The organism is Alcanivorax sp. (genome assembly GCF_014762765.1).
GTDB lineage: Bacteria > Pseudomonadota > Gammaproteobacteria > Pseudomonadales > Alcanivoracaceae > Alcanivorax.
This window is the reverse complement of sequence record NZ_JABURH010000067.1, coordinates 3,276-6,074: the sequence shown is the minus strand read 5'-3', so window position 1 is coordinate 6,074 and position 2,799 is coordinate 3,276. Positions and strand designations below refer to the sequence as shown.

The following is a 2,799-nucleotide window of genomic DNA, read 5'->3' as shown; positions in this document are numbered from 1 at the left end:
CGTCAGACGTTAACATCATGTGCGATATTCCGCGTTGATCTTCACGTAGTCATAGCTGAAATCACAGGTCCACACGGTGCACTCAGCATCGCCGCTGGCCAGGTCCGCACGAATGCTGATCTCCGACTGGGCCATCACCGCTGCCCCTTTCGTCTCTTCATAGCTGTCCGCCACACCGCCCTGCTCCACCAGCAACAGGTCGTCCAGCCAGACATTGACCTTATCCACGTCCAGTGAAGCAATGGGGGCACGACCAATGGCAGCGAGGATGCGCCCCCAGTTGGGATCAGAGGCAAACAGGGCGGTCTTCACCAGCGGAGAATGGGCAATGGTTTCCGCCACTGTGCGGGCGTCGGATTCACTGGCTGCGCCGGCCACAGTGATCGACACGAACTTGGTAGCGCCCTCGCCATCACGAACCAGCGCCTGGGCCAGCTCTACGAAAACGCTTTCCAGCGCCTGGTACAGCAGCTGACTATGGTCATCCAGGCTCTGGATTTCCGGCATCGGGGCCACCCCGGTGCTGATCAGCATGCACGCATCATTGGTGGAGGTATCACCATCCACCGTGACCCGGTTGAACGACTTGTCCGCCAACGCCTTCACCCACTGGTCCAGCAGGGGTTTGGCGATAGGCGCATCGGTGGCGATAAAGCCCAGCATGGTGGCCATGTTCGGCTTGATCATGCCCGACCCCTTGGCCATACCGGTGACAGTAATCGGTACACCGTCGATCTCCACCCGCCGGCTGGTTAGTTTGGGGTAGGTATCGGTGGTCATAATGCCTTCTGAGGCACGGCCCCAGTGATGCTCATCCAGTTCCGCCAGTGCCTTGGGCAAGCCCGTTGCAAACGCCGTTAGCGGAAACTGCTCACCGATTACTCCGGTGGAATACGGCAGGATCTGCTCTTCGGCGCAACCGGCAGCATCGGCCAGCAGGCGACAACTGGCCAGACAGTTATCCATGCCCTTCTTTCCGGTACCCGCATTGGCATAACCGGTGTTGATCATCAGGTATTTAGGAGTCCCCAGCGCCAGACGGCTTTTCGCCACCTGCACCGGCGCCGCGCAGAAACGGTTCAGGGTAAACACACCACTGACACGAGTGCCTTCACCCAACTCCAGCACGACCAGATCCTTGCGGTTGGCCTTTTTGATGCCAGCTTCAATAGCAGCGAGACGAATACCGGGAACAGGCAACCATTCAGTCTGTGTCATAACCATTTCCTTGAAAATTCAGCGACAAGCTTCAAGCCGTAAGCGACAAGCCCAAACAAAGAAAGCACCGACTTTGCCGGTGCTCTGGTTTTCCTTGCAGCTTGAAGCTTGTCGCTTGAGGCTGGTTTATTCAATCTTGCCGTGGCATTGCTTGTATTTCTTTCCGGAGCCACAGGGACAAGGCTCATTGCGACCGACCTTTCGACCTTCACGAACTACAGTTTTTGGACCGTCAGGCTGATTGTTCTCGCCGGCCGTGCCATCAGTGCCAGGTTCTTGAGCCGCCTGCATCTTCATTTTTTCCGCCTGACGGCGAGCCTCTTCCTGGCGTTGCTGCTCAAGGCGCTCCACTTCGTCATCACGACGCACCTGGAAGCTGTGCAACACACGGATCAGCTCATGCTGGATCTGGTTGAGCAGCCCCTGGAACAACTCGAAGGACTCTTTTTTGTATTCCTGCTTGGGGTTTTTCTGGGCGTAACCGCGCAGATGAATCCCCTGGCGCAGATGATCCATGCTAGCCAGATGCTCTTTCCAGTGACGGTCGAGGATCTGCAGCATCAGGTGTTTCTCGATCTTGCGTAGATCCTCGGCTCCGATCTCCCCTTCTTTGCGCAGATAGTCCTGCTCCAGGGTTTCCACCAGCTTCTCGATGACACCGTCAATATGCATCTGGTTGTCTTCGTTGAGCCACTGTCCCACCGGTGCATTACACTGGAATTCCGCCTCCAGGGTTTTCTCCAGACCCGGCACATCCCACTGATCTTCCACGGAACCCGGCGGCAGGTAACTGTGCACCAGCTCGGTCACCACATCATAGCGAATGCCCTGTACAGAGGTACGCAGATCGTCGGCTTCGAGAATCTGGTCACGCTGGGTGTAGATCACACGACGCTGATCATTAGCCACGTCATCGTATTCCAGCAGGTTCTTGCGGATATCGAAGTTACGCCCTTCCACCTTGCGCTGGGCATTCTCGATGGCGCGGGTCACCCAACGATGCTCAATGGCTTCGCCGTTTTCCAGCCCCAGAGAGCGCATCATGTTGCGGATGCGGTCGGAGGCAAAAATACGCATCAGGTCATCTTCCATGGACAGGAAGAAACGGGTATAGCCCGGATCACCCTGACGGCCGGCACGACCACGAAGCTGGTTATCGATACGGCGGGACTCGTGACGCTCGGTACCGATGATGTGCAGGCCGCCAGCGTTCATCACGGTGTCATGGTTGCCCTGCCACTCGGAGCGAATTTTTTCCGCCTCTTTTTCCGAGGGGGTATCCATGTGCTTGATCTGCTCTTCCGGGTTGCCACCCAGCACAATGTCAGTACCCCGACCCGCCATATTGGTGGCGATCGTTACTGCACCAGGACGGCCGGCCTGGGCAATGATCTGTGCTTCACGCTGGTGAAACTTGGCGTTTAGCACTTCGTGGGCAATCTTGTCTTTTTTCAGGCGCTTGGACAGATACTCGGACGATTCAATGGTGGCGGTACCCACCAGCACCGGGGCCCCCTTGGCCACCGCTTCGCTGATTTCCTTGACGATGGCGTCGAATTTTTCTTCCAGTGTCAGGTACAC

General features: G+C 57.0%; 2 protein-coding genes. Both read right to left on the bottom strand.

Features of this window, described 5'->3' with window-relative positions; genetic code table 11:
- Positions 1–15: 15 nt before the first annotated feature.
- Complete coding sequence (gene argJ / locus HUJ17_RS02580) at positions 16–1,218, bottom strand: bifunctional glutamate N-acetyltransferase/amino-acid acetyltransferase ArgJ (RefSeq protein ID WP_290509213.1); 1,203 nt, start codon at positions 1,216–1,218, stop codon at positions 16–18.
- 126 nt (positions 1,219–1,344) lie between these two features.
- Positions 1,345–2,799, bottom strand: a 1,455-nt coding sequence (locus HUJ17_RS02575) for an SEC-C metal-binding domain-containing protein (RefSeq protein ID WP_290509212.1), incomplete at its 5' end; no start/stop codon positions are given.

What these genes read in the sequence shown, in the direction of transcription:
- argJ (WP_290509213.1), bottom strand. Translation starts at nt 1,218, where the DNA reads ATGACACAGACTGAATGGTTGCCTGTTCCCGGTATTCGTCTCGCTGCT.